The sequence below is a fragment of the Paraliobacillus sp. JSM ZJ581 genome (genome assembly GCF_044383835.1).
In the GTDB taxonomy this organism is placed as follows: domain Bacteria; phylum Bacillota; class Bacilli; order Bacillales; family Amphibacillaceae; genus Paraliobacillus.
The window spans coordinates 20,731-44,605 of record NZ_JBISEP010000009.1; the positions used below are offsets into that span (position 1 = coordinate 20,731).

A 23,875-nucleotide genomic window follows, 5' to 3' on the forward strand; every position below is an offset into this window, starting at 1 on the left:
AAAATATATTTTTTATTGATTTTTAACGAATAGCTTTGAAAGAAAGGTATAAATTGTTTATGATGAATAGGTGGAATTGATGTTATAGAATGCTGAGGTGAATAAACTCGTGTTAAAAAGATTTTTACCAAGTCAACATGTGCAAGATATTTTTGAAATAACGCCAATGATGTTAAAAGAAAAAGGAATTAAGGGGATTATTACAGATTTAGATAATACATTGGTCGCGTGGGATGTAGCAGATGCTACGCCAGAAATTATCGAATGGTTTAAGGAGATGGAGGAAAACGGTATCCGCATTACGATCATTTCTAATAATAATGAGAAACGTGTAAAGTTATTCTCAGAGCCATTGAAAACACCGTTTGTTTATAGTGCTCGTAAACCTTTGTCCAAAGCTTTTAAAAGGGCAGCAAAACAAATGAAATTGTCAAAGGATGAGATTGTAGTAATAGGTGATCAATTAATGACTGATGTCCTTGGTGGGAATAGCGCTGGTTTTTACACTATACTTGTTGTTCCTATTGTTCAAACAGATGGAGTGTGGACTAGAATCAACCGTCGTATGGAAAGAAGAATACTAAGTTGGATGAGAAAGAAAGGATTAATTACATGGGAAGAGTGAATTATTGCCAGGGCTGTGGTGCCATTATACAAACAAATGATAAACAAGAACCAGGATATGCTCCTAGTTCTGCATTAACAAATGATACAATCATTTGCCAGCGTTGTTTTCGGTTAAAACATTACAATGAAATACAGGATGTTCCCTATACAGATCAAGACTTTTTAGATATGATTGGTCAAATAAATCAAACAAAAAGTTTAATTGTAAAAATTATCGATATTTTTGATTTTAGTGGTAGTTTTATAAAAAGTTTGCATCGCCTAACTGGAAAAAACGAAATTATATTAGTTGGAAATAAGGTGGATTTATTACCTAAATCAACTAATTTAAATCGGTTAAAACATTGGATGAAAAAAACAGCTGCAGATTTAGGGTTAGTTGTTCAAGATGTCTTTTTAATATCTGCTGCAAAAGGAAAAGGAATGGAAGAAGTTAAGGGGGCAATTGAACACTATCGCAATAAAAAAGATGTGTATGTTGTTGGTTGTACTAATGTAGGAAAATCAACATTTATCAACCGTTTAATTAATGAGTCAACAGGTACAAAAGATGCGATAACAACTTCTTATTTTCCTGGTACTACGCTTGGTTTTATTGAAATACCATTAGATGAACAGTCAGCATTGTTTGATACACCTGGTGTCATTAATAGGGGGCAGATGGCTCATTATATTTCTAAAACAGATTTAAAAGTAATTACTCCGACGAAAGAAATAAAGCCTATTATTCACCAACTTCAACAAGGTCAAACTTTATTTATTGGTGGATTGGCAAGAATTGATTTTATTAAAGGTAATAAACAACCATTTGTTTGTTACTTTGCAAATCAGTTATCGATTCATCGAACAAAACTGGAGAATGCTGATGCTTTATATGAAGCGCACAAAGGTGAGTTACTTGCTCCGCCAAGCAAAGAAAACTTATCTGAACTACCAGAATGGTCTACGCGTTCATTTAAAATTGATGGAGACAAAAGTGATATTGTTATACCGGGTCTTGGTTGGATAACGATGTCAGGAGAGCCTGCGACAGTAACGATCCATACACCGAAGACAGTGGCAGCAACTAAGCGAGATGCGATCATTTAAAGTGAAACAAAGGGGATAAACTATGAAATTAGGATTGATCGGATACCCAATTAAACATTCATTGTCACCATGGATTCATACCCGGTTTTTACAGCAAATTCATCAAGAAGGACAGTATGAGCTCTACGAAACAACCGAAGATAAGCTATCACAAACCGTTAAAGAAATAAAAGAAGCGTCTTTATCGGGTTTTAATGTAACGGTTCCTTATAAACAAGCGATTATTCCATATCTTGATGAATTAGATGTTTATGCAAAGCAAATCGGTGCGGTTAATACTGTTGTTCATAAGGACGGTAAATGGGTAGGCTATAATACAGATGGGTTAGGATATATTCGGGCTGTCAAAGATCAATATCCAGCATTATTTTCAGAACAAAGCAATGCTTTAGTCATTGGTGCTGGTGGAGCGGCAAGAGGTATTTTTTATACTTTGTGTCAAGAAGGTTTTCAACAGGTTGATATAGCCAATCGTACAATTGAAAAAGCGATAGCTTTAAAATCACTTAACCAAACAAAGCAAGTTGAAACTAAATGTTTAACTTTTGAAGAAGCTGAAAAAAATATTAACAATTATGATTTAATTATACAAACAACATCTGTTGGCATGAATGAAGATATTGCAGTACTGTCATTAGATAACCTAACAAAAGAAACGGTTGTAAGTGACATTGTTTATCAGCCGTTATGCACGACATTTTTACAACAAGCAAAAGTAAAAGGTGCAAAGATTCATTTAGGTCATACAATGCTTATATACCAAGCTAAGTTAGCGTTTGAAAAATGGTCAGGTAAAAACGTTACAGTAGCTTCATTAATAAATGATCTAGAAAAACGATTAATAAAGGATGAATAATATGTTAACAGGAAAACAAAAAAGATTTTTGCGAGCAAAAGCAAATCGTTTACGACCGATTTTTCAAGTAGGTAAAGTCGGTGTGAATGACAACATGATTATACAAATTGAAGAAGCATTAGAAAAAAGAGAATTAATTAAAGTAAGTATTTTGCAAAATTGTTTAGAGGATAAAGATGAGGTTGCAGAAGGATTAGTTCAGGGCACAGGGGCGGAATTAGTACAAATTATTGGGAATAATATTATTTTATATAAAGAATCATTAGAGAACAAAACGATAGAATTACCATAAGGAGTAACATATGAAAAAGGTAGGGTTATTAGGTGGTACATTTGATCCACCCCATATTGGGCATCTTGTTATTGCGGAAGAGGTTTATCATCAACTAAATTTGGATGAAGTCTGGTTTATTCCCTCGAATGAACCACCACATAAAAATAAGGCAAATACAGCTGTCAAAGATCGAGTTGCAATGGTAGAAGCAGCGATCGCTAATAATGATCATTTTCTGCTACATACCATTGAAATAGAACGTTCAGGTAAATCATATACATTTGATACAATTCAATTATTAACTCAAAAACATCCAGAAATATCTTTTTACTTTATTATTGGTGCAGATATGGTTGAGTATCTACCTAATTGGAATCGGATTGATGAATTGGTACATATGGTTATATTTGTCGGTGTAAAAAGACCGGAATATGAGCTAACGACGAATTACCCAATTCATACTATTGATGTTCCAGGATTAGATATTTCATCTACTATGATTCGTGATCGAATTGCTCAACATAAACCGATTACTTATTTTATACCTTCTTCAGTAAGACGTTTGATAAAGGAGAATAATTTATATGGATCGTCAGAGCGCACTTGAAATTGTTAAGGGACAATTAAATCAGAGTCGATATGAGCATACTATTAGAGTAACAGATGTTGCTTTAACATTAGCAGAGCATTATCAGGTTGATCAACAAAAAGTAGAGTTGTCAGCTATTCTTCATGATTATGCCAAGTATAGAGACGTTTTTGAAATGCAACATATTATTATTAACTCTAATCTACCGAAGGATTTGTTGGATTATCATTCAGAGTTATGGCACGGGCCGGTTGGTGCTATATTAGTGAAGCGAGAAATTGGTATTTTGGATGCTGATATTTTGAATAGTATTCATTGGCATACAACTGGGAAAGCACATATGACTGCGATGGAAAAAATTGTTTTTATTGCTGATTATATTGAACCTGGACGTGATTTTCCTGGATTAAAAGAAGTAAGAAAACAGGCATGGGAGAATTTAGATAGAGCCTGTTTTTTAGCACTTCAAAATACAATTTCTTTTTTGGTAAATAAACAACAGCTCATCTATCCAGATACTATTCATGCATATAATTATTTTAATAGAAAAACAAGAGGTGTTAAATAAATGGATTATAAAGAAATCGTTAAATTAGTAGCACAAGCTTGTGATGATAAACGAGCTAATGATATTATTGCTATAGATATGAATGAAGTATCGTTAGTAGCGGATTATTTTTTAATTTGTGATGGTTCAAACGAAAGGCAAGTACAGGCGATTGCCAAAGAAATTAAAGACCAAGCGGAAGCGAATGACATTCAAGTCAAAAGATTAGAAGGATTTGAACAAGCACGTTGGATTTTAGTAGACTTAGGTGATGTGGTATGCCATGTTTTTCATAAGGATGAGCGTAACTATTACAATTTAGAACGACTTTGGGGAGATGCACCATACGTAGATTTAGAGTTGTCGAAGGAAGGATAAATAATGGTATACAATAAAATGGCTCTTGTCTATGATCGTTTTATGGAGAGTGCCCCATACGATCAATGGACATTATTTACAAAAGAAATACTTGAAAAATTCCGACCAGATGCTAAAAATGTGATTGATCTAGGGTGTGGTACAGGTAACTTAACATTACGTTTAGCAATGTTAGGTTATGAGATGACAGGTGTAGATTTTGCTTCAGATATGCTAAGTATCGCGCAGCAGCGTTCGGGGGAGCAAAATACACCCATCCAATGGATTCAACAAGATTTAACTGCATTAGATGTTGGTAAATCGTATGATGTGGCTATTAGTTATTGCGATGTAATTAACTACATTACAAGCGAAGAGAAAGTACAGCAAGTTTTTTCAAATGTGTACGAAAGTTTAGCTAATGACGGGATATTTATCTTTGATGCGCACGCAATGTCTTATGTTGAAAATGATTTGAAAGATAATATTTATTCCGAGATGTATGAGGATATGGGTTATGTTTGGTTCTGTGAAGCGGCATCATATCCTGGGGAAATGTATCATGATATGACATTCTTTGTTAAAGATAAAGAGCAATATGATCGTTTTGATGAACAACATCATCAGCGTACCTTTCCAACCAATACGTATCTTACTTGGCTGAAAAATGTTGGGTTTGACATCATTGGTATTTATGCTGACTTTGATACGACTTGTATTACAGCAGAACAAGCCGATCACGCACAACGCATATTTATAATCTGTGAAAAATAAAACGTTTTACATACGTTTTATTTTTTTAGATTCCGAACTATGAACAATTAAATAATTTTAAATAAATTGCAGGAATTTATTTATTCGTGTCGAATATACAGATTATGAGGATAGATTACATTGTACACCGGACAACCTACAACTGATTTACTACTTAAGCTTTCCACATCTTTACCCTCCTTTGATTCATTTTTTCTCTCAAAACAGCACACTAATGAATATCGGGTATATTTATAAAAAATTTAATATGGTAGGTGTAGTGCATGAAAAATTGGTTTAAGCACAATTGGTTACTATCATGTATCATTGTACTTGCTCTAATTCTAGGAGCTTGGGAATGGATCGGATCTGACAAAATAGATCGAACAACTAGTGAACTAGATGTGAAACATGCTGCTATTGATGAAACAGATGAAGCAAGTAAACAAGATAACGCTGAATCGAATAAGCTATTTGTCGATGTAAAAGGAGAAGTGAAAACCCCCGATATTTATCAAGTTTCAGGAACAGAACGAGTGAAAGATGTGATTCTACTTGCTGGTGGTTTTACAAAAGAAGCGGATACTGGTGGGGTGAATCTAGCGCAAAAAGTGTTTGACGAAATGGTTATTATTGTTCCACAGAAAGGTGAAGATTTAAAACAAACCTCCTCTTCTACCTCATCTGAATCTTCCTCATTATTAAGAATTAATCAAGCCACAAAAGAAGAGATTGAAACACTTCCTGGAATTGGTGCTGTAAAGGCTGAGGCAATTGTTCAGTATAGAGACGAGCATGGTTTTTTTCAGTCCTTTAATGATCTAGAATCGATAAATGGTATAGGAAAAAAAACAATAGAAAAATTAGAACCGTATATTCAAATACCTTAAATCATATTGACGGAAGCTACAGTTTTTCATAAACTGAATTAAAAAACAAGAGGAGTAATGATAGTGGATAGAATTTCTTGGGACCAATATTTTATGGCACAAAGTCATCTTTTAGCTTTACGCAGTACTTGTGAACGACTAATGGTAGGGGCGACAATTGTCCGTGATAAACGAATCATAGCAGGTGGATACAACGGTAGTGTTTCTGGTAGTGACCATTGTATTGATGAAGGTTGCTATGTCATCGATAACCATTGTGTTAGGACAGTACATGCAGAAATTAATGCGTTATTACAGTGCGCCAAATTCGGTGTTGCTACAAGTAATGCAGAAATATATGTTACACACTTTCCTTGTTTACAGTGCACTAAATCAATTATCCAAGCTGGAATCAAGGCTGTTTACTATGCTGCTGATTATAAAAATCATCCATATGCGATGGAGTTATTTGAACAAGCCGGTGTGTATACTCAGAAGGTGGAGTTAGAACAAATTTCGATTGATTTGTTGCCGAGAAAATCAAAAGAAGGTTAGAAAGTAGGTGTCACCCATGAGAGGATATTGGCATCTGTTTGTATTTGCTTCATTACTATCTATTATTGCAATAACTTTTCAGAGTTATTTCTTATATGGATTATATTTTATCTGGGTATACATACTTTATAAACGTCAACGTATTCGTATATTACACCTAATGTTATTATTGGGCATCACTATATTCACCTCTGTGTATTACCTTCCAACAGGGGTGGATACTAAATCGATCACCGCGAAAGAAAACTATACAGGAACCATTACCTCTTCGATAATAAAAGAAAAAAGTTATCTTTCCTTTGTATTTAATACATCAGAAAACATCAACATTCAACTATTTTATTTTCCGGAAAATGAGTCAAAACCACCATCAACATGGAAAACCGGAGCTTCTTGTGAATTAAATGGAATTCCCCGAACGCCCTCACTGAGTACAAATCCTGGTCAATTTGATTATCAAGCATATTTATTACAAAAAGGAATTACGAAGCAGCTAGATTTAGCAACAACAAGCGACTTACAATGTGAAGGTGAAAATATTCTAGACAATATATATAGCTTGAGAGAAGCGACCATTAACCATATAAGCGATCAGTTTAGCACATTTACTTCTAGTTGGTTATTAGCGCTATTTTTTGGCTTTGATTCACAACTTGATGAAAATATTGTTACAGTGTTTGAGCATTGGAACCTGTTACATTTATTAGCGATATCTGGCTTACATGTTGGGTTGATCTCGGGATTTCTTTATTTTTTATTGGTGAAAACATCGTTACTGTCAAAAGAGAAAAGTACGTATGTTATTTTAATGTTTTTATTTGTGTATCCATTTATTAGTGGGGGAGCGCCGTCTGTTTGGAGAGCTTCTTTAATGACAAGTGTAGCAATGATTCTACTTCGCTTTCGCAAAAATATGAGTATGGTTGACATTCTCAGTATTGTATTTTTGGTATGTATTTTGTTTAATAAACAATTAATTTACCAGCTTGGTTTTCAATTTTCATTTCTTGTTACCTTCAGCTTAGTGCTGTCAAAAAAATGGTTTGTACAGACAACGAAAGTACAATTATTATTTAGAATCAGTTTGATAAGTATATTAGTCCTCTTACCTCTTCAACTCATGCATTTTTTTTATGTTAATCCATTCGCGATTTTGCTCAGTATCTTTATTATACCGTATTTTTCTATTTTAGTTATGCCTCTTTTGTTCTTATTACTGTTTGTTAGTTTTATATTACCTACGTTATCAATGTATTTAGATAATTTTTTTCAATTAATTCACCAGCCTATGCTTGATTTAATCACTTGGATAGATGACCATTTATTTTTTCCGTTAGTAATTGGTGAATTTCCACTTGTTTATGTTTGGATTTATTATATCGTGCTGATCGGATTATTATTTGCGATAGAAAAAAATAAAAAGAGACTGATATTGATGGGTACTGCTTTAATATTATGTTGGATAGTTTGGTTAGAACTACGTCCATATGCGAATGAAAATGGCACAGTGACCATGCTAGATGTTGGGCAAGGAGATGCTATTGTCATTGAACTGCCTTATCGAAAAGGTGTCATCATGATTGACATAGCAGGAACACTTGAAAAAGACTTTCAAACGTCCTCTGATAAAACGTATCAACAAGTGATCGCGCCCTTCTTATATAGTAAAGGAATTAATCAAGTCGATGTAATGATTTTATCACACGCTGACCATGATCATATCGGGAGCTTACAATATCTTCTTCAAAATATGCACGTTAAACATATTGTAACAAGCAAATATTTTGATCGTAGTATCCTGTCTGAATTATTAATAGATGGCGTAAATTTTAATGCAGTAGGCCATGATATGAGATTTAACTATAAGGACATATATTTTAAAGTAATACATCCCAAAGAGGACATGAAAAATCGGAATGATAATTCACTCGTTATTTTGACAAAGCTGGGTCAATTGAATTGGTTATTTACAGGAGATATTAGTCAAGAGGTCGAGCAAGAATTAATTAACAACTATTCGAATATGACAGTAGATGTATTGAAACTTGCTCATCATGGAAGTGCTGATTCAACATCCGAGCGGTTTATCGGTCAGTTTGAGCCCAATATAGCTTTGATTTCTGTAGGAAGGGATAATCGTTATGGACATCCTGCTGATGAAGTTTTGAAACGTTTAGAAAGTAATGGTGTAAGTATATTAAGAACAGATCAACAAGGTGCAATAGAATATTCATATAAAGATAATGGAGAAATCGGAACATTTTCTACATTTTTACCATAATATATTCTAGAAGAAATACAGAAGTAAGTTACGTCAAGCTAGTGTAACAAAGTATGCACGGCTTATTGTCATATTAGCTTGTGTTTACCTAAGTTAGCAAGACTTGACATGCTTACTTCTCATTTTTTTGGTCAATCTATACTTGAAAACATCGTGTAATTAACAGCTGCCTAGGACTGTTAATTGGACGTTCATATAGATTGGGGAGGGAGTAACTTCATTACTTCCTCCATTGCTCTATTTAGAAAAATATGCTTGTATTCCTGCCTTATTACAATTAGGATGGATATAGAATTGTAATCAGGATGTGAGTAAATGGATTATTTTAAAGCAATAAATTTAATTGAACAAAAACAATTGAAACCCATGTATTTATTGTATGGAACAGAATCATATTTAATTGAAAATATAATTAGTAAACTTAAGCAACATGGATTGTCTGACAATGATGATGGTGCAAACTTTATTCGGTATGATTTAGAAGAAACAGCAATACAAGAAGTAATCATGGATGTAGAAACCTATCCTTTTTTTGGCGAACGAAAGATTGTGTTAGCATATCATCCGATATTTTTAACAGCTAAGCCTGACAAAACAGGCTTGTCACATCAAATTGACGCTTTATTAGAGTATGCTTCTAATCCAGTTGATTATTCTACTCTCGTATTAATTGCTCCTTATGAAAAATTAGATGAAAGAAAAAAAGTTACAAAAACACTTAAAAAACAAACAGAAATGATTGCTTGTCACCCTGTAAAAGAGTGGGACATTGACAAGTGGATTAACTTTTTAGCAAAACAATTCGAAGTAGATATCGAAAAAGATACTTATGAAATTATAAGTCAAGAAACAGGTCCACATTTAATGTTATTAGAAAAAGAAATAGAAAAGATCGCGACTTATGTGGGGAAAGGCGGTACCATTACTCCTGAAATAGCAGAAGAGTTATTAGCGCATCAATCAACAAATAATTCAGGGTTAAAGTTAGTTGATGCAGTCATTGCGAAGCATTTAGCAAAAGCAATTGACATCTATCAAGATTTATCAAGAATTAACGAAGATGAAATTGCGCTTTTAGCATTATTGGCTTCGCAATTCAGAACAATTCATCATGTTAAAACACTAAAAAAATCAGGCTACAGTCAACAACAAATGGCTCAACAATTAAAAGTACATCCCTATGTCATTAAGATGGCCATGACGCGTGAGAAATATTTCTCAAAGAAAAAAATAGAAACTATTTTAGACCAATGTACATATACAGATATCAAAATAAAACAAGGTCAAATGGACAAAAGACTAGCGTTTGAATTGCTACTTTATCAAATTATCCAATCTACCTAACTAAAAAAAGCTTGTAGAACATAAATTCTACAAGCTTTTTGTGTTGGTCATAATAAAAGAATTTAAGCCGTAAGCTCATTTACTTTTTTAGCAAGACGTGATTTTTGACGATTACCATTATTTTTTTGGATAATGCCTTTTTGAACTGCTTTGTCAATTTTCTTAATTGCTTTTTGTAAAGCTACTTTTGCATCTTCCACATCTTTATTAGCAACAAGCTTTTCAACTTGTTTAATGTGTGAACGCATATCATTTTTAATAGGTGCGTTATGAGCACGTAATTCGTTGTTCAAACGCACACGTTTAATTGCAGATTTAATGTTAGCCATTTTTTCACCTCCACGTTCTCAATTCGAAAAACAACCATAGAACAATCGTCATTGTACCAAAGCTGCGGACAATTTTCAATATAAATCTGTTTTATAAGTCGTAGAAACGTATCTTTTTTTAAAAAAATGGCAACGATATAAATAAAAAGATGGTGAAAAATAATGAATCATGATAACAAAAAATCTTATTCTACTCGAACAGATTTAGCTGTTGAAGCAAAGGATATGTTCGTAGAGGAATCCGCAGTAGAAGAGAAACAATTAGAAGGTATTAATATAAAAGAAACGAAACAGGGTAACACTACAGTTTCTTATGTAACGATAGATCAAACAGGTGCTGAAAAAATAGGGAAAAAACCCGGTGAATACATTACCATTCATACGGAAAGTGTAAAATCCCAAGATAGTAACGAACAAAATGAAACAGCGAATACCTTTTCACAAGAATTAAAAGCTTTGTTAAAGAAAGAAGGTATTTCAGAAAACGCTACTTGTTTAATTGTTGGTCTAGGAAACTGGAATGTTACTCCAGATGCATTAGGACCAATGGTTGTGGAGAAAGTACTTGTTACAAGCCACTTATTTTCACTGCACCCAGAAACAGTTGCTGAAGGATATCGGCCAGTTTCTGCTATTACCCCAGGTGTAATGGGTGTGACAGGTATTGAAACAAGCGATGTCATAAAAGGAATTATTGATAAACAATCACCTGATTTTGTTATTGCTATCGATGCTTTAGCATCAAGATCCATTGAACGAGTCAATGCTACGATCCAACTAGCTAATACTGGAATCCATCCGGGTTCAGGGGTTGGAAATAAAAGAAAAGAGTTAAGTAAAGATACGCTGGGGATTCCAGTGATTGCAATTGGTGTCCCAACTGTCGTAGATGCTGTAACCATTACTAGTGATACAATTGATTATGTATTCAAACATTTTGGTAGGGAATGGAAGGAGAAGGATCGACCATCAAAGCGTTTAGCTCCTGCAAGCATGCGTTTTGGGGAAAGAACATTATCAGAAGATGATCTTCCAAGTGTTGAGAAAAGAGAGGCTGTTTTTGGCATGATAGGTAAGCTAGATGAAGCAGAAAAGCGTGCATTAATTACAGAAGTCCTCACACCTATTGGGCATAACTTGATGGTAACGCCAAAAGAAGTAGACGGTTATATGAAAGACATGGCACATCTTATTTCTTCTGGTCTAAATGCTGCGATACATCAAACAATTCAAGTTGAATCAACTGGTTATTACACAAGATAGTTACAGTTAAATATAAAACGAAATAAATTAGGTAAGCATAGGTTCTACTTTTTCACATTCTATCATACCATCTAGTAAAGTTGATAGAAAAGTGGGAGAGGAATGTTTATGGATTACCTGCTACAGTTATGGCGTAAAATTGTATTCCGTTTATTGAATTATTTGCGTCGTGGAACAATATGGATCGTACTATTCAGTTTATTATTTATGAGCATTAGCTTCGTTACAACCATTAAGCCTGCTTATCGACTGTCCTCTTCTATTATTACTAATTGGACTAGTCAAATAGATGAATCTGTTTTTATATATTTATTAAGAATGGAAAACAAACAATATATAAGTGATGTTTCTTCGAATGAACATGAGCAGTTAAGCTGGTCTGACTTATTATTTGAATTCGCAACAAATATAAGAATAAATGACATAAGAAGTTTACTTGGAAGAGAAATACCAAATTTCTATGCGTATGACCAAAAAATTATTGTTGCAGGAGAAGGAACTGATTATACAGATTTGCCAATTGAATCTGCACCTCCGCTAGATGTCGTGTTAGAAAATAGAGATGCGTCATTAGAAGAAGATTTGCCAGATCAAAAACCTGAAGATAAACCGGATTTGGAGCATTCAACCGGAGATAAGCAAGTTGTTTTTTTATATAATACGCACAACCGTGAATCATTTCTTCCGCACTTAGATGGTGTGAAAGATCCGAATCAAGCATTTCATAGAGAAGTGAACATTACAAAAGTCAGTGATCGATTAGCTTCAAGTCTAAAGAAAAATGGAATTGGTGCACAAGTGGACCATACGGATTTTATGTCAATATTAAACCAAAAAGATTGGGAGTATTGGCAATCCTACGATGCTTCACAGCCAATCGTTAAAGAGGCTTTAGCCAACAATAAACATATAAGCTATGTATTCGATTTACATCGTGATAGTAGAAGAAGAGAAGATACAACAATAACAATAAACGGAGAGAAACATGCTAGTTTATTTTTTGTGATTGGATCTGATTATAGTAATAATAGTAAAAATGTAGCATTGGCAACTGCATTACACGAAAAGTTAGAAGAGAAATATCCAGGTTTAAGTAGGGGAGTCACACAGCAAGGTGGAGCTGGTAGAAATGGCGTGTACAATCAAAATTTATCAGACAATGCTATTTTAATTGAATTTGGTGGAGTAGATAACACAATGACTGAACTCTATCGATCTGCAGATGCATTAGCTGAAGTATTTGCTGACTATTATTGGAATGCGGAAGCTGTTCAAAGCCAACAATAAATGGCGGAAAGGAGATAGCTTAATGAAAATGCTTGTGTATGTGCTGTTAATTGCTGTTATATTTTTGACTGGAATACTTTTAGGTACAACGAATAGGGAATTCATGGTTCAAGCTCCAAAGCAAGAAAAAATTGAGGTAGACGATACTAAAGATGTAGCAGATCCAATTATGATGGATCAAGAACAACGGTCTGACGATAACCAAAAATCAACTTCCAAATCAAATCAAGAGGATATTTCAAAAAATAAACCAGCAATAGAAAAAGCGGCGTTAATGATTGAAGAAACAGTTATATGGGTCTATGATCAAGCAATACAAGTAGCATACAATATTTCAGAAATATTTGTGTAAACGTATTTAAGATACAAAACGTCAGAAAAACCTTTACACCTATTCATCTCAAAAATAATTGAATCATCACGTTTTCACTGCTATAATCAATCCTAGTATTGTGCTCGAAAAATAGGAGTGAATGAAATTGCCAAAAAACAGAAATCAAAAACGAGTTCGAAACTTTTCGATTATTGCTCACATTGACCACGGGAAATCAACACTAGCAGATCGAATTTTGGAGAAAACAAAAGCACTGACACAAAGAGAGATGAAAGAACAATTTTTAGATGCAATGGATTTAGAACGTGAACGTGGTATTACAATTAAATTAAATGCAGTACAATTAAAATATAAACACCATGATGATGAAGAATATATTTTTCATTTAATTGATACACCAGGGCATGTAGACTTCACATATGAAGTGTCACGTAGTTTAGCAGCTTGTGAAGGTGCCATTTTAGTGGTTGATGCTGCACAAGGTATTGAAGCACAAACGTTAGCAAATGTATATTTAGCACTTGATAATGATTTGGAAATTATCCCGGTAATTAACAAAATTGACTTACCAGGTGCAGACCCTGACCGAGTGAAACAGGAAATTACTGATGTTATCGGGATAGATGGGGAAGCGTCAATTCTTGCTAGTGCGAAAGATGGTATAGGAATTGATGAAATTTTGGAGAGAATTGTCGAAGATGTACCATCACCACAAGGGGGAGAAGAGGAGCCGCTAAAAGGTCTAATCTTTGATTCTTTGTATGATTCTTATCGCGGTGTTATTGCTTATGTTTGTATTAAAGAAGGGTCGGTTAAAGTTGGCGACAAAATCAAAATGATGGCCACTGAAAAAGAATTTGAAGTAAACGAAGTCGGTGTTTTTACACCTAAGCCGCAACCGTTAGATGTTTTATCTGTTGGGGATGTTGGTTATCTTACTGCATCAATCAAAAATGTTGGTGATTCTCGTGTGGGTGATACGATTACGTTGGCCAAAAATCCAGCTAATGAGCCATTACCAGGTTACCGAAAATTAAATCCCATGGTTTTCTGTGGGCTGTATCCAGTAGATGCAAATAAATATAATGACTTGCGAGAAGCGTTAGAACGTTTGGAATTAAATGACTCGTCCCTTCAATATGAAGCCGAAACTTCCCAAGCATTGGGATTTGGTTTTCGTTGTGGATTTCTAGGTTTACTTCATATGGAAATCATTCAAGAAAGAATAGAAAGAGAATTTAATATTGATTTAATTACAACGGCACCTAGTGTTATTTATCAAGTAACCCAGACTGATGGCTCAGAAATATCGATCGATAACCCATCATTCATGCCAGATAATCAATCGATTCAAGAAGTTAGTGAACCATATGTGAAAGCTTCAGTCATGGTACCGAATGATTATGTCGGAGCAGTAATGGAATTGTGTCAGAAAAAACGCGGTATTTTTCAAAATATGGAGTACTTAGATGATAATCGTGTGAACGTAATTTATGAAATTCCACTAGCTGAAATTGTTTATGATTTCTTCGACTCGTTAAAATCACAAACAAAAGGTTATGCTTCCTTTGATTATGAAATTATCGGCTATCAACCTTCTAATTTAGTGAAAATGGATATTTGGTTAAATGGCGATACAATTGATGCACTATCTTTCATTGTGCATCGTGATTTTTCCTACGAACGTGGAAAGCAGATTGTTGAGAAATTAAAAAATTTAATTCCAAGACAACAATTTGAGGTGCCAGTACAAGCTGCAATTGGCAATAAAATTGTAGCCCGTTCTACAATTAAAGCAATGCGTAAAAACGTTCTGTCTAAATGTTACGGCGGAGATATTTCACGTAAGCGTAAGCTTTTAGAAAAACAAAAAGAAGGTAAAAAACGGATGAAAATGGTAGGTTCAGTAGAGGTTCCCCAGGAAGCCTTTATGGCTGTTTTAAAGATGGATGAAGATTAATTAACGATGTATAAAATTTCTTTATTTTATCATACTTTTTAACTTTGATCCCTCTCACTTTATTGCTACTCAAGTGTAGAAAATTGGATAACAATTTATCTAACTACAGAGCCTAAAACGTAGCCAATAGTATACTCCCTTTAAGGTAGGCAGGTGAAGATTTGTTTATCATATGGGGAGTTTTTTTGCTAAAAATAAAGCAGGTGTCCTTGTTGGAGGAGGAATGGGGTAATTAGAATAACGTGCATATCATCATTTTGTACTGATTCCATAAAGTTAAATTGAATAATGAAGCAGATAATTAAATAACAGTAGCTACGAAAATGTTATTAAGACATTATGTAGTACCTTATATTAAAATATGATAAAATACATAGTGATACTGGCGTGAAATAATAAACTCTCATGGTTATATAACGAATGGATGATGGATAATAATAAAGCCCTTGTCAACTAATCGGACAAGGGTTTCAATCGTTGATTATAAATCAAAATAATGTACGGTAAACAACTTATAAGCTAAAATGTATGGTACAAAATTTTCTAGAAACAAGGTGATTTGTATGATATCATCCGCGTATATTCACATTCCTTTTTGTGAAAAAATATGTCATTACTGTGATTTCACGAAATTCTTCTATGAAGAGAAAATGGCAGATGACTACTTAGCGGCATTAGAAAAAGAAATTTCAACATATATTGAACAAGGCAGACAACCAATGCGCACAATATTTGTTGGTGGAGGTACGCCCACTGCATTAAATTTGGAACAATTAAAAAAATTGTTACAAACCATTGATAAACACTTTGATGTGAATAATGTTCAAGAATATACTTTTGAAGCAAATCCTGGAGACTTAAATGAAGAGAAAATAAAGCTATTAGTTGCTTATGGTGTTAACCGAATTTCCATGGGAGCACAAGTGTTTGATGATGTGTTGCTTGAGAACTTAGGAAGGTTACATCGAATAAAAGATGTATACCAAAACGTAAATGATTTAAAAAAACATAACATAACAAATATAAGCATTGATTTAATGTATGGATTACCGAATCAAACGATAGATGGTTTTAACCAATCTTTACAAGAGGCACTTTCCTTTGATTTACCGCATTACTCCTCTTATTCATTGCAAATTGAGCCTAAAACAGTTTTTTATCAACGATATAACAAAGGAAAGCTGCATAAGCCGCCAGAAGAAATAGAAGCCACAATGTATACAATGTTGATCGATCAGATGGAGAGAAAGGGTAAATATCAATATGAAATTAGTAACTTTGCAGAAAAAGATTTTGAAAGTAAACATAATTTAACTTATTGGGATAACAATTATTATTATGGTTTTGGAGCAGGTGCAAGTGGATACTTACCTGGTCAAAGAATAATTAATTTGAGACCATTCCCTGCTTATGTGAAACGAGCGAATGAGACAGGAAAACCAGTACTTCACACGGAGCCGATAGGTAGGAAAGAACAAATGGAAGAAGAATTATTTTTAGGGTTGCGTAAACAGGAAGGTGTAAGCTTTCATTCCTTTAAAGAAAAATACAATATCGCCTTAACCGATATATATAAAGAAGAATTAGAGCATCTTAAAAATAAACAATGGATCATTCAAGATGAAAACGGCATCCGTTTAACGAAGAGTGGCAAACTATTTGGGAATGAAGTATTTCAAGCTTTTTTGCTAGACAATGACCCAACACAAGCTACAATGCAATAAAAAAGAAAACGGATTTTGATAAATCAAAGCTTTCGCATTGACATTTTTAATCGATTTTGATAATTTATATAATAGATTTAGCACTCGATAGACAAGAGTGCTAACAGAGGTGATCATCATGCTGTCTAAAAGACAATTATTGATTTTACAAGTAATTATTGATGAATTCATCCAAACTGCACAACCGATAGGGTCGCGTGCAATTTCTAAAAAGGATGAAATTACATTTAGCCCTGCGACTATTCGCAATGAAATGGCTGACCTTGAAGAGATGGGGTTCATCGAAAAAACGCATTCTTCATCAGGTAGAGTTCCGTCTGAAAAGGGATATCGTTTTTATGTGGATCATCTATTATCACCTTTTCATCTTTCAAAATCAGAAATGGAAGTGATATCTAATACTTTCGAAGAAGAAATGCTTGAATTCGAACAAGTAGTTCAAAAATCAGCGAAGGTACTATCTGAGCTAACGAATTACACGTCAATTATTTTAGGTCCGAAAGTTTACGAAACAACATTGAAACAGTTGGAAATCATCCAATTATCGTCGCATTTAGCAATTGCCATACTTGTGACAAATACTGGTCATGTAGAGCATCGTTCTTTTTCAATTCCGACGGAAATAGAACCAAGCGACTTAGAAAAATTAGTTAACATGCTTAATGAACGATTGAATAATGTACCAATTATCCATTTACATGATCGACTACAGAATGAACTGACTGTATTAATGCAAAAGTACATGAATGATTTTGACGTTGCTTACCAATATTTAAAGGCTGCATTATTTGATGAGCAACCAGTCCAGTTATATGTTAGTGGTATTACGAATATCTTACTTCAACCTGAATTTAAAGATGTGAACAAAATACATTCTCTTTATTCAGTGATGGAACAAGAAGATGTAATGGCAAATATGTTAAGGTCTTATAAGAGTGGTCTTCATGTTTCAATTGGCCAAGAGAACATAATGGATGAAATGCAAGATTGTAGTTTAATTACTGCAAATTATTCACTTGGTAATCAACAATTAGGTACGATTGCCTTACTTGGACCAACACGTATGGAGTATGCTCGAGTGATTTCTTTATTGCATGTATTATCTAATCGAATGTCACATACGTTTCATTCATGGTTTTAGATAGTAATAAAGTTGTGAAACACTGATGAAGTATTTTACAATTTTGGAGGTAGACTATCTCCTTTTTGATCATGAATAAATAATACGATTTATTAATTAAAAGAAATACTTTATTTCGGTTTTTATTCATGATATATTCAAAAATACTTGATTGCTAAGAACTGGAGGAGGTGACAGTCATGGAAAACAATAAAGAAAAAGTAGGAGAACAAGAGACTGTTGAAGAAGTAGCAGATGTTGAACAAGAAATAATTGATGAATCACCTATGGAAAATGAAACAACTATTAAAGAAGTAGAAACACTTCAAAAAGAAAAAGATGAATTATATGAAAAAATGCTAAGAGTGCAAGCAGAATATGATAATTTCCGTAAAAGAACGCAAAAAGAAAAAGAAGCTGATCGAAAATATAGATCACAATCTTTGATTACTGAATTGTTACCAGTAGTTGATAATTTTGAGCGTGCATTAAGCACAGAAGTACAAGATAGCAGTACAAAGTCATTTGTAGAAGGTATGGAAATGATCTACCGTCAATTAAATGATGCGTTAAATAAAGAAGGCGTTGAGGTCATTGAAACTGTTGGTGCTGAATTTGACCCGCACTTTCATCAAGCGGTGATGCAAGTTGAAGACGATCAATATGATTCCAATATCGTAGTTGAAGAACTACAAAAAGGATATAAACTAAAAGATCGTGTCATTCGACCAGCAATGGTAAAAGTAAATCAGTAATTACATATTGTAAGAAGGAGGAAATGAATCATGGGAAAAATTATTGGTATTGATTTAGGTACAACAAATTCTTGTGTCGCAGTAATGGAGGGTGGCGAAGCAAAGGTTATTCCAAACCCTGAAGGAAACCGTACAACACCTTCTGTGATTGCATTTAAAAATGGAGAAAGACAAGTAGGGGAAGTTGCAAAACGCCAAGCAATTACAAATCCTAATACGATACAATCAATCAAAAGACATATGGGTACAGACTATAAAGTAGAAATCGAAGGGAAAGAGTACACACCACAAGAAATTTCTGCAATTATCTTACAACACATTAAATCATATGCAGAAGATTATTTAGGTGAAACAGTAGATAAAGCTGTAGTTACTGTTCCTGCTTACTTTAATGATGCAGAACGCCAAGCTACAAAAGATGCTGGTAAAATTGCAGGGCTTGAAGTTGAGCGTATCATCAATGAGCCAACAGCTGCAGCGCTAGCATATGGTATTGATAAAGGTGATCAAGATCAAACGGTATTAGTTTATGACCTTGGCGGGGGTACGTTCGACGTATCAATTCTTGATATTGGTGAAGGAACATTCGAAGTAGTAGCTACTGCAGGGGATAATCGCCTTGGTGGTGATGACTTTGATGAAGTAATCATTGATCATATGGTTGCAGAGTTCAAAAAAGAAAATGGTATTGATTTATCTAAAGATAAAATGGCAGTACAACGTTTGAAAGATGCTGCTGAAAAGGCTAAAAAAGATCTTTCAGGCGTAACACAAACACAAATTTCATTACCATTTATTACAGCTGGTGAAGCTGGTCCATTACACTTAGAGATGAATTTAACACGTGCTAAATTTGAAGAACTTTCTTCGGATTTAGTAGAACGTACGATGGGACCAACACGTCAAGCATTAACAGATGCTGGAATGAAACCAAGTGAAATAAATAAAGTATTACTTGTTGGTGGTTCTACACGTATACCTGCAGTGCAGGAAGCAATCAAAAAAGAAACAGGTCAAGAACCATCTAAAGGTGTTAATCCAGATGAAGTAGTCTCACTTGGTGCAGCCATTCAAGGTGGCGTATTACAAGGAGATGTGAAAGATGTTGTTCTTCTTGATGTTACACCATTGTCATTAGGTATTGAAACAATGGGAAGTGTAACAACAAAACTAATTGAGCGTAACACAACGATTCCTACAAGTCATTCACAAGTATTCTCAACAGCTGCAGATAACCAAACAGCAGTTGATATTCATGTACTTCAGGGTGAACGAGAAATGGCGCAAGACAATAAAACACTTGGACGTTTCCAATTGACAGATATTCCACCAGCACCTCGTGGGGTACCGCAAATTGAAGTATCTTTTGATATTGATGCAAATGGAATAGTGAATGTTCGCGCGAAAGATTTGGGAACGAACAAAGAGCAATCTATTACAATTAAATCTTCTTCTGGTCTTTCTGACGAAGAAGTAGAACAAATGGTAAGAGATGCAGAAGAGAATGCGGAAGCAGATAAGAAGCGTCGTGAAGAAGTGGAACTACGTAATGAAGCAGATCAACTTGTTTTCCAAACAGATAAAACAATCAAAGATTTGGGTGAACAAGTGTCTGATGATGAAAAACAAAAAGCTGAGTCTGCTAAAGATGAATTAAAACAAGCGCTTGAAGGCGATGATCTAGATGCAATCAAAGAAAAGAAAGATGCCTTGCAAGAACAAGTACAAGCATTGTCAGTGAAGTTGTATGAACAAGCACAACAACAAGCGCAAGCTGCACAAGGCGAAAATGGTGAAGCAGCTGATGATGTAGTAGATGCCGATTATGAAGAAGTTAATGATGATGAGGAAGATAAGAAGTAAGCTAAAAAATGGTTATACACAAACTTGTAGAAAGAGTCAAAGTCAGGTTTCACTTGGCTTTGACTTTTCCTCTGTTTATTTCCTTCATAAACGATTAATGTCTATCATGCATCTCATGTATAAGCAATTTGCTCAAAACAGAGTTCCAATGTTATGATAAAATCTATGCAAAGAAGAGTCGGGAGAGTGATCGTGCAGTGAGTAAAAGAGACTATTATGATGTACTTGGTGTCTCTAAAGAGGCAGGGAAAGACGAGATAAAAAAGGCTTACCGAAAACTCGCAAGAAAATATCATCCAGACGTAAATAAAGCAGATGATGCGGCGGATAAATTTAAAGAAGCAAAGGAAGCGTATGAAATTCTAAGTGACGATCAAAAGCGTACACAATATGATCAGTTTGGCCATGCTGGGCCACAAGGTCAAGGTTTTGGTGGATTTGGAGGCGCAGAAGACTTTGGCGGATTTGGTGATATTTTTGATATGTTTTTTGGTGGCGGACGTCGTCGAGATCCCAATGCACCAAGACAAGGAGCAGATTTACAATATACAATGGTGTTAAACTTTGAGGAAGCCATTTTTGGGAAAGAAACTGATATTGAAATTCCTAAAGATGAATCATGTGAGACATGTAGTGGTTCTGGTGCAAAGCCAGGCACTAAGCCAAAAACATGTGGTCAATGTAATGGGAGTGGCCAATTAAATGTTGAACAAAATACACCATTTGGCCGTGTTGTGAATAAACGCGTATGTAATCAGTGTAATGGAACTGGTAAAATCATACCAGAAAAATGTGCGACTTGTGGTGGAGCAGGTAAGGTGAAAAAACGTAAGAAAATCCATATAAATATCCCTGCTGGAATCGATGATGGTCAACAAATTAGAGTTGCTGGTCAAGGAGAACCTGGTGTAAACGGTGGCCCTGCTGGTGATCTATATGTTGTTGTTCAAATAAGAACACATGAGTTTTACAAACGTGATGGTGATCATATATTCTGTGAAATGCCGATTACATTTGCTCAAGCCGCACTTGGCGATGAAGTTGAGATCCCTACTGTACATGGTAAGGTAAAACTAAAAATTCCTGCTGGAACACAAACTGGAAAAACGTTCAGATTAAAAGGAAAAGGTGCACCTAATGTACGTGGCTATGGCCATGGTGATCAACATGTTAAAATACGTGTGATCACACCGACGAATTTAACAGATCGTCAAAAAGAGTTATTACGTGAGTTAAATGAGATTAGTGGACACAAACCTACAGATGAACATGAAGACTCCTTTTTTAATAAAGTGAAACGGGCATTTAAAGGAGAATAATATCTTAATCAATAAGATAAGTTATCATGAAAATGAAATAAATCATTAGAAATGAGTTGATTCACTTGAAATGGTCTGAACTTTGTATTCACACTACTAATGAAGCAATTGAGCCAATCTCGAACATTTTACATGAAGCAGGAGCAAGTGGAGTTGTAATTGAAGACTCAGAAGAGTTAGACAGAGATCGCTCTACAGACCTTGGTGAAATGTATGAATTAGATCCAATTGACTTTCCAGAAGAAGGTGTACTTCTTAAAGCTTATTTACCTATGAACAGTTTTTTAGGTGAAACAGTTGAACAGATTAAACAAGCTATCAACAATTTATTGCTATATGATATTGATCTTGGGACAAACCAAATAACGTTAAGTGAAGTAAATGAAGAAGAGTGGGCAACAGCTTGGAAAAAGTATTATAAACCAGTTAAAATTTCTGAAAAGATTACGATAACTCCTACTTGGGAAACATATACTCCTGTTTCTAGTGACGAATTGATTATTGAGTTAGATCCAGGGATGGCTTTTGGTACAGGAACACACCCAACTACAGTGTTAAGTATTCAAGCGCTCGAACGTTATATTAAACCAAACGACAGTGTGATCGATGTTGGTACAGGTTCAGGTGTACTTAGTATTGCGTCGGTTTTACTTGGAGCGAATCAAGTATCTGCTTTTGACCTTGATGAAGTAGCAGTAAATGCTGCTCGCATCAATACGAAGATTAATAAAGTACACAATCAAATTCAAGTGAAACAAAATAATTTATTAGATCATATCGACGAAAAACCTGATCTGATTGTCGCCAACATACTTGCGGAAATTATTATGCGTTTTGAAAAGGATGCTTTCCGTTTGTTAAAGCCTGAAGGTATTTTTATTACATCGGGTATTATACAAGCGAAAAAGGAGCAAGTGAAGCATGCGTTAGTAGATGCTGGTTTTCGAATAATTGAGGTCAATCAGATGGAAGATTGGATATGCATTATTGCTCAAAAGTAAAAATAGAAAGTTGGTAAACAGCTTGCAACATTATTTTGTTCCTGCAAATCAATGGACAACGAACGAAGTGTTTATTACAGGTGATGATTTTCACCATATTTGTCGAGTAATGCGTATGCAACAAGGTGATCAGATTATTTGTAATCGACCAGATGGACGATCGGCAACTTGTAAGATATCAAACATAACTGAAAGCCAAGTTGTTACAAGCATTGTGAATTGGATAGAAACTAATGTTGAAATGCCTATAAAAGTGGCAATTGCTCAAGCATTTCCGAAAGGTGATAAATTAGATTTAATTTTACAAAAAGGTACCGAGTTAGGCGCAGTTGATTTTTTACTTTTTCAAGGCGCTCGTTCTATTGTAAAATTAGATACAAAAAAAGCTGATAAAAAATTACTTCGATACCGTAAAATTGTGAAGGAAGCGGCAGAGCAATCGCACCGCTCATGTTTACCTACTGTAATCATGCTGACGCGTTTTTCCGAATTGTTAGAACAAGCATCTAAGTTTGATCATAAGCTTGTAGCATATGAAGAAACAACACGCTCAGAAAAAAGTGATAAACTATATGAAGCTTACAAAAAAATACGTACAGGTGAATCGGTATTTATCTGTATTGGTCCAGAAGGCGGTTTTACGGACGAAGAAATAGCTACATTGAAACAAAATGATTTCACATGTATTCGCTTGGGTCCGAGGATACTTAGAACAGAAACAGCTGGATTATATACGTTAGCTACCCTCTCGTATCATTTTGAGGAAATGGAGTGATCTA

Annotated in this window: 23 protein-coding genes and 1 pseudogene; 23 read left to right on the forward strand and 1 reads right to left on the reverse strand. The window is 34.5% G+C overall.

All coding sequences use genetic code 11. From position 1 onward, the window contains the following. Positions 1-109: 109 nt before the first annotated feature. The 12 genes and pseudogenes from ACH6CY_RS07245 (at position 110) to holA (ending at position 10,141) form a co-directional block, all read left to right on the forward strand. Positions 110-625 carry a YqeG family HAD IIIA-type phosphatase gene (locus tag ACH6CY_RS07245; protein ID WP_374066672.1) on the forward strand — a complete coding sequence of 172 codons (516 nt, stop codon included), beginning with the start codon at positions 110-112 and terminating at the stop codon, positions 623-625. Beyond that, complete coding sequence (yqeH, locus tag ACH6CY_RS07250; protein ID WP_374066673.1) at positions 613-1,716, forward strand: ribosome biogenesis GTPase YqeH; 1,104 nt, start codon at positions 613-615, stop codon at positions 1,714-1,716. The genes ACH6CY_RS07245 and yqeH overlap by 13 nt, the downstream gene beginning before the upstream one ends. Positions 1,717-1,738: 22 nt before the next feature. Next, the gene (aroE, locus tag ACH6CY_RS07255) at positions 1,739-2,572 is read left to right on the forward strand and encodes a shikimate dehydrogenase (protein WP_374066674.1); all 834 of its coding nucleotides are present in this window, start codon (positions 1,739-1,741) and stop codon (positions 2,570-2,572) included. A gap of 1 nt (position 2,573) precedes the next feature. Then, the gene (yhbY, locus tag ACH6CY_RS07260) at positions 2,574-2,864 is read left to right on the forward strand and encodes a ribosome assembly RNA-binding protein YhbY (RefSeq protein ID WP_374066675.1); all 291 of its coding nucleotides are present in this window, start codon (positions 2,574-2,576) and stop codon (positions 2,862-2,864) included. Between the two features lie 10 nt (positions 2,865-2,874). Further along, complete coding sequence (locus ACH6CY_RS07265) at positions 2,875-3,453, forward strand: nicotinate-nucleotide adenylyltransferase (RefSeq protein WP_374066676.1); 579 nt, start codon at positions 2,875-2,877, stop codon at positions 3,451-3,453. After that, entirely contained in the window at positions 3,431-4,003 is a 573-nt protein-coding gene (gene yqeK / locus ACH6CY_RS07270; protein WP_374066677.1) for a bis(5'-nucleosyl)-tetraphosphatase (symmetrical) YqeK, read from the forward strand. Before ACH6CY_RS07265 ends, yqeK begins: the two co-directional genes overlap by 23 nt. Then, positions 4,004-4,360 (forward strand): ribosome silencing factor, encoded by a 357-nt coding sequence (gene rsfS, locus ACH6CY_RS07275; protein WP_374066678.1) that lies wholly within the window; start codon positions 4,004-4,006, stop codon positions 4,358-4,360. Positions 4,361-4,363: 3 nt separating this feature from the next. Next, positions 4,364-5,113, forward strand: coding sequence for a class I SAM-dependent DNA methyltransferase (locus ACH6CY_RS07280; protein WP_374066679.1), 750 nt, complete (start codon positions 4,364-4,366; stop codon positions 5,111-5,113). Between the two features lie 263 nt (positions 5,114-5,376). Next, positions 5,377-5,982: a helix-hairpin-helix domain-containing protein gene (locus ACH6CY_RS07285; RefSeq protein WP_374066680.1), complete on the forward strand. Its 606-nt coding sequence runs from the start codon at positions 5,377-5,379 to the stop codon at positions 5,980-5,982. A 63-nt stretch (positions 5,983-6,045) separates the two neighbouring features. Beyond that, a pseudogene (locus ACH6CY_RS07290) lies at positions 6,046-6,489 on the forward strand (ComE operon protein 2); the annotation flags it as partial. A gap of 43 nt (positions 6,490-6,532) precedes the next feature. Further along, positions 6,533-8,797 (forward strand): DNA internalization-related competence protein ComEC/Rec2, encoded by a 2,265-nt coding sequence (locus tag ACH6CY_RS07295; protein WP_374066681.1) that lies wholly within the window; start codon positions 6,533-6,535, stop codon positions 8,795-8,797. A 315-nt stretch (positions 8,798-9,112) separates the two neighbouring features. Further along, a complete protein-coding gene (holA, locus tag ACH6CY_RS07300; RefSeq protein WP_374066682.1) occupies positions 9,113-10,141 on the forward strand; it encodes a DNA polymerase III subunit delta in 1,029 nt (342 codons plus the stop codon). A 62-nt stretch (positions 10,142-10,203) separates the two neighbouring features. On the opposite strand, the gene rpsT is transcribed toward holA, so the two are convergent. Continuing rightward, complete coding sequence (gene rpsT, locus ACH6CY_RS07305) at positions 10,204-10,470, reverse strand: 30S ribosomal protein S20 (protein ID WP_374066683.1); 267 nt, start codon at positions 10,468-10,470, stop codon at positions 10,204-10,206. 162 nt (positions 10,471-10,632) lie between these two features. On the opposite strand from rpsT, the gene gpr reads away from it, so the two are divergent. The 11 genes from gpr (at position 10,633) to ACH6CY_RS07360 (ending at position 23,871) form a co-directional block, all read left to right on the forward strand. Further along, the gene (gpr, locus tag ACH6CY_RS07310) at positions 10,633-11,733 is read left to right on the forward strand and encodes a GPR endopeptidase (protein WP_374066684.1); all 1,101 of its coding nucleotides are present in this window, start codon (positions 10,633-10,635) and stop codon (positions 11,731-11,733) included. A 108-nt stretch (positions 11,734-11,841) separates the two neighbouring features. Continuing rightward, positions 11,842-13,020: a stage II sporulation protein P gene (gene spoIIP, locus ACH6CY_RS07315; RefSeq protein ID WP_374066685.1), complete on the forward strand. Its 1,179-nt coding sequence runs from the start codon at positions 11,842-11,844 to the stop codon at positions 13,018-13,020. 22 nt (positions 13,021-13,042) lie between these two features. Next, positions 13,043-13,372, forward strand: a complete 330-nt coding sequence (locus ACH6CY_RS07320) for a hypothetical protein (protein WP_374066686.1) — start codon at positions 13,043-13,045, stop codon at positions 13,370-13,372. 121 nt (positions 13,373-13,493) lie between these two features. Next, entirely contained in the window at positions 13,494-15,314 is a 1,821-nt protein-coding gene (gene lepA, locus ACH6CY_RS07325) for a translation elongation factor 4 (RefSeq protein ID WP_374066687.1), read from the forward strand. A gap of 563 nt (positions 15,315-15,877) precedes the next feature. Next, positions 15,878-17,038, forward strand: a complete 1,161-nt coding sequence (gene hemW, locus ACH6CY_RS07330) for a radical SAM family heme chaperone HemW (protein WP_374066688.1) — start codon at positions 15,878-15,880, stop codon at positions 17,036-17,038. Between the two features lie 118 nt (positions 17,039-17,156). Then, the gene (hrcA, locus tag ACH6CY_RS07335; protein ID WP_374066689.1) at positions 17,157-18,179 is read left to right on the forward strand and encodes a heat-inducible transcriptional repressor HrcA; all 1,023 of its coding nucleotides are present in this window, start codon (positions 17,157-17,159) and stop codon (positions 18,177-18,179) included. A gap of 179 nt (positions 18,180-18,358) precedes the next feature. Beyond that, entirely contained in the window at positions 18,359-18,913 is a 555-nt protein-coding gene (gene grpE / locus ACH6CY_RS07340; protein WP_374066690.1) for a nucleotide exchange factor GrpE, read from the forward strand. Between the two features lie 30 nt (positions 18,914-18,943). Next, positions 18,944-20,776 carry a molecular chaperone DnaK gene (dnaK, locus tag ACH6CY_RS07345; RefSeq protein ID WP_374066691.1) on the forward strand — a complete coding sequence of 611 codons (1,833 nt, stop codon included), beginning with the start codon at positions 18,944-18,946 and terminating at the stop codon, positions 20,774-20,776. Positions 20,777-20,973: 197 nt separating this feature from the next. Next, complete coding sequence (dnaJ, locus tag ACH6CY_RS07350) at positions 20,974-22,095, forward strand: molecular chaperone DnaJ (protein ID WP_374066692.1); 1,122 nt, start codon at positions 20,974-20,976, stop codon at positions 22,093-22,095. Positions 22,096-22,160: 65 nt separating this feature from the next. Further along, positions 22,161-23,096 (forward strand): 50S ribosomal protein L11 methyltransferase, encoded by a 936-nt coding sequence (gene prmA, locus ACH6CY_RS07355; RefSeq protein WP_374066693.1) that lies wholly within the window; start codon positions 22,161-22,163, stop codon positions 23,094-23,096. Positions 23,097-23,118: 22 nt separating this feature from the next. Then, on the forward strand, positions 23,119-23,871 hold the full coding sequence (locus ACH6CY_RS07360; RefSeq protein ID WP_374066694.1) for a 16S rRNA (uracil(1498)-N(3))-methyltransferase: 753 nt from the start codon (positions 23,119-23,121) through the stop codon (positions 23,869-23,871). Positions 23,872-23,875 lie beyond the last annotated feature (4 nt).